This is a genomic window from Caballeronia sp. BR00000012568055 (genome assembly GCF_029439455.1).
Lineage (GTDB): Bacteria > Pseudomonadota > Gammaproteobacteria > Burkholderiales > Burkholderiaceae > Caballeronia.
Genome location: NZ_JAQFVG010000057.1, coordinates 1 through 4,251 on the forward strand (window position 1 = coordinate 1; position 4,251 = coordinate 4,251).

At 60.6% G+C, this 4,251-nt stretch carries 5 protein-coding genes; all 5 read left to right on the forward strand.

The features are described 5' to 3' along the window. On the forward strand, nt 1–762 hold a 762-nt coding region (gene hutU / locus P7F28_RS04150), incomplete at its 5' end, for a urocanate hydratase (RefSeq protein ID WP_277183175.1). Further along, on the forward strand, nt 762–1,349 hold the full coding sequence (locus tag P7F28_RS04155) for a HutD family protein (RefSeq protein WP_277183176.1): 588 nt from the start codon (nt 762–764) through the stop codon (nt 1,347–1,349). The genes hutU and P7F28_RS04155, both read left to right, overlap by 1 nt. After that, nucleotides 1,346–2,563: an imidazolonepropionase gene (gene hutI / locus P7F28_RS04160; RefSeq protein WP_277183177.1), complete on the forward strand. Its 1,218-nt coding sequence runs from the start codon at nt 1,346–1,348 to the stop codon at nt 2,561–2,563. The genes P7F28_RS04155 and hutI overlap by 4 nt, the downstream gene beginning before the upstream one ends. Continuing rightward, nucleotides 2,560–3,954 (forward strand): formimidoylglutamate deiminase, encoded by a 1,395-nt coding sequence (locus P7F28_RS04165; RefSeq protein WP_277183178.1) that lies wholly within the window; start codon nt 2,560–2,562, stop codon nt 3,952–3,954. The genes hutI and P7F28_RS04165 overlap by 4 nt, the downstream gene beginning before the upstream one ends. Then, nucleotides 3,951–4,251 (forward strand): N-formylglutamate amidohydrolase (locus P7F28_RS04170; RefSeq protein ID WP_277183179.1); only part of this gene is annotated, 301 nt, incomplete at its 3' end. The genes P7F28_RS04165 and P7F28_RS04170, both read left to right, overlap by 4 nt.

Here is a 4,251-nt window from a genome sequence, read left to right on the forward strand (position 1 = left end):
CATCAGGTCAAGGCCATGCTCACGCTTCAGGAACGCGGCGCGGCAACGCTCGACTACGGCAATAATATTCGTCAAATGGCGCTGGAAATGGGCGTTGAAAATGCCTTCGATTTCCCCGGCTTCGTGCCCGCGTATATCCGTCCGCTGTTCTGCGAAGGCAAGGGGCCGTTCCGCTGGGTTGCGCTGTCGGGCGATCCTGAGGATATCTACAAAACGGATGCCAAGGTCAAGGAACTCATTCCGGACGATCCGCATTTGCATAACTGGCTCGATATGGCGCGCGAACGTATCGCGTTTCAAGGGCTGCCGGCGCGTATTTGCTGGGTCGGCGTGAAGGATCGCTATCGTCTGGGGCAGGCGTTCAATGAAATGGTGCGCAAGGGCGAGCTGAAGGCGCCGATCGTGATTGGCCGCGATCATCTGGATACGGGTTCGGTCGCAAGCCCCAATCGCGAAACGGAGTCGATGAAAGACGGTTCCGATGCAGTCAGCGACTGGCCGTTGCTCAACGCTTTGCTGAACACAGCGGGTGGCGCATCGTGGGTGTCGCTGCATCATGGCGGCGGCGTTGGCATGGGCTTCAGCCAGCACTCGGGCGTGGTGATCGTGGCGGACGGCACGGATGCCGCGCACGAGCGTCTGGGCCGCGTGCTCTTCAACGATCCGGCCACCGGCGTCATGCGTCATGCGGATGCGGGCTATGAACTCGCGCAATCGACTGCGCGCGAAGCCGGTCTCAATCTGCCGATGCTGGGCCGCTGATGACCTCACCGCGCGTGACCCTGATTCGCGGCGCGGAACTGGTGGCGTCGCCGTGGAAGAACGGCGGCGGCGTCACGCGTCAGATCGCGTGCGAAGCCGGTTCGGGCAAGCATGATTTTGCGTGGCGTATCAGCGTGGCGGACGTGGCGCAGCCCGGTCCGTTCTCGCGTTTCGAGGGCGTGGATCGCACGCTGGTCTTGCTCGAAGGCGCGGGCATGCTGCTCGATGAAGGCAGCGTGACGCACAGCCTCACGCATCCGCTCGATCTCGTGCGCTTCGCTGGCGAAGCATCGATCGCTGCGCGTCTTGTCGATGGCGCGACGCGTGACTTCAACCTCATGGTACATCGTGACGAAGCGCGCGGTACGCTGAGCGTGTGGCAGGCCGGTGAGACGCATCATGTCGATGCGCATACGGTGCTGTTGTATTGCGCGCAAGGTTCGCAGCAGGTCCGGATTGATCTGGATGACGAAAAGAAGTTGGAGCAAGGCGATACCTTGCGTATCGATGCAGCATCGAACGTGAAGATCGAAACGCACGGAAATGGCGCGCTACTGGCGATCGAACTAAACATGAAATCGCAATGAAACGTACTCTCTGGCATCACCTCAAACTCTGCGCCGAAGGCGATCCGAATCGCACCACAGACGATGCGGCGATTGCGGTAGAAGACGGCAAGATCGTGTGGCTCGGCGCATCTTCGGATGTGCCTTCGGCGTTTACCGAATGGCCTCGCGAAGATCTGAAAGGCGCGTGGGTTACGCCGGGCCTGATCGATTGCCACACGCATCTGGTCTACGGTGGCCAACGTGCCGATGAATTCGCGCAACGTCTCGCAGGCGTGAGTTACGAAGCAATCGCGAAGCAGGGCGGTGGTATCGTCTCGACCGTGCGCGCCACGCGTGCAGCCGATGAAAGTTCGTTATACGAACAATCAGCCGCGCGTCTCGAAGCGTTGCTTGCGGACGGCGTGACGGCGATCGAAATCAAATCGGGTTACGGGCTGGACCTTGCGACCGAGCGCAAAATGCTGCGCGTCGCGCGTCAACTCGGTGAACGCTATCCCGTCACGGTGCGCACCACGTTTCTTGGCGCACACGCTTTGCCGCCCGAATTCGCAGGCCGTGCAGACGACTATATCGACGAAGTCTGCAATCACATGCTGCCCGCACTCGCTGACGAAGGCCTGGTCGATGCAGTCGATGTGTTTTGCGAACGAATCGGATTTTCGCTGGCGCAGAGCGAGCGCGTATTCGAAGCTGCCGCGCGTCGCAATATCGCGGTGAAGATGCACGCGGAGCAGTTGTCGAATAGTGGCGGAACGGCGCTTGCCGCGCGTTATCGTGCGCTATCGGCGGATCATCTCGAGTTTCTCGATGAAGCAGGCGTCGCCGCGATGCGTGAAGCAGGAACGGTCGCGGTGCTGTTGCCGGGCGCGTACTACTTTATCCGCGAAACGCAGCTTCCGCCGCTCGATCTGTTGCGTCGCTACAAAGTGCCCATCGCCGTATCGACCGATAGCAATCCCGGCACGTCACCTGCCACGTCCTTGCTGTTGATGATGAACATGGCCTGCACGCTGTTCCGCATGACCGTGCCCGAAGTGCTGCAAGGCGTGACGCGCCACGCCGCCCGCGCATTCGGCGATGCGGACCATCACGGTTTGCTTGCGCCCGGACGTCACGCGGACTTTGCCGTGTGGTCCGTGCAGTCGCTTGCGGAACTCGCTTACTGGATCGGCCGCCCGCTCTGCGCTCGCGTGGTGCGCGGCGGCGAAATCGTTTATGAGCGTCGTCTATGACCAATCAAGCCTTATTTGCTGAACACGCGTATTTGCCCGATGGCTGGCGTCGTAATGTGCTGCTCGAATGGACGAGCGATGGCACCTTGCAACGCGTCACGCCTGATTTGCCGAACGCACCGCGCGATGTCGCGCGCGCTGCGGGTCCGATCATGCCAGGCATGCCGAACCTGCATTCGCATGCGTTTCAGCGCGCGATGGCGGGCCTCACGGAATATCGCGCGAATCCTACTGACAGCTTCTGGAGTTGGCGCGAACTGATGTATCGATTCGCCGCGCGCATCACGCCCGACGATCTCGGCGCGATTGCGCGATGGCTGTATGTCGAGATGCTGAAGTCAGGCTACACGTCGGTATGCGAATTTCATTATGTGCATCACGCGCCGGATGGACAGCGCTATGGCAACGCTGCGGAACTCGCGCAACGCGTAGTCGAAGCCGCACGCGATACGGGCATCGGCATGACCATGCTGCCGGTGCTTTACCAATACAGCGGTTTCGGTGCACAACCACCGCGCGACGATCAGCGGCGATTCATCAATACACCTGATCAATTGCTCGCCATCATCGATTCCCTGCGCCGTGTTCATCCCGAACACGGCGCGTTGCGTTATGGCGTCGCGCCGCATTCCTTGCGTGCGGTGTCGCTCGCGTCCTTGCGTGACTTGATCGAAGGACTGGATGCAATGTCGCCGGGCGCGCCGGTGCATATCCATATCGCCGAACAGACTGCGGAAGTGAACGCATGCCTTGAAACGGAAGGCGCGCGCCCCGTGCAATGGCTGCTGGATCGATTCGATGTCAACGCGCGCTGGTGCCTGGTGCACGCGACGCATATCGACGCGAATGAAACCGTAGCGCTTGCAAAAAGCGGCGCGGTGGCGGGCCTGTGTCTCACGACCGAAGCGAATCTTGGCGATGGCATTTTTCCCGCGCATGACTATCTGAATGCGGGCGGTGTCTTCGGCATTGGATCGGACAGTCATATCGGCGTGGATTGGCGCGCGGAATTGCGCTTGCTCGAATACGGACAACGACTCGCGCGGCGCGAGCGGAACGTGCTGGCTGCATCGTCGCAAACGAAAGTAGCAGACCGTTTATTCGATGCCGCACTCAAAGGCGGCGCGCATGCCACCGGTCGCCACGTCAGCGCACTGGAAGCGGGCGCACGCGCCGACTGGATCGTGCTCGATGCCGATCATCCGAATCTCGCCGAACAGCACGCGGAAACGTGGCTCTCGTCGGTCGTCTTTTGCGAACATGGCGATACTCCTGTGCGCGATGTTTATACCGGTGGCGAACGCGTAGTCGAACAACGCCGCCATCGAGACGAAGCACGTCTTTATGCGGACTATCGCGCGGCGCTCGCGCGTCTCACATCAAGATCATGACCGAACTCTACACGCTCGAACGCGGCGACGCGCCGCTTATCATTTCTATTCCGCATCTCGGCACGCATATTCCCGAGGAATTGCGCCACCAGTACACGGATATCGCGCTCACGGTTGCGGATACGGACTGGCATCTCGACCGACTCTATTCGTTTGCGAAGTCTTTGGGCGCGACCATTCTCGGCGCGCGCATCTCGCGCTATGTAATCGATCTTAATCGCCCGCCGAACGACGAAAGCCTTTATCCGGGACAGACGACGACCTCGCTTTGTCCCACGGAAACGTTTCGTGGCGAGC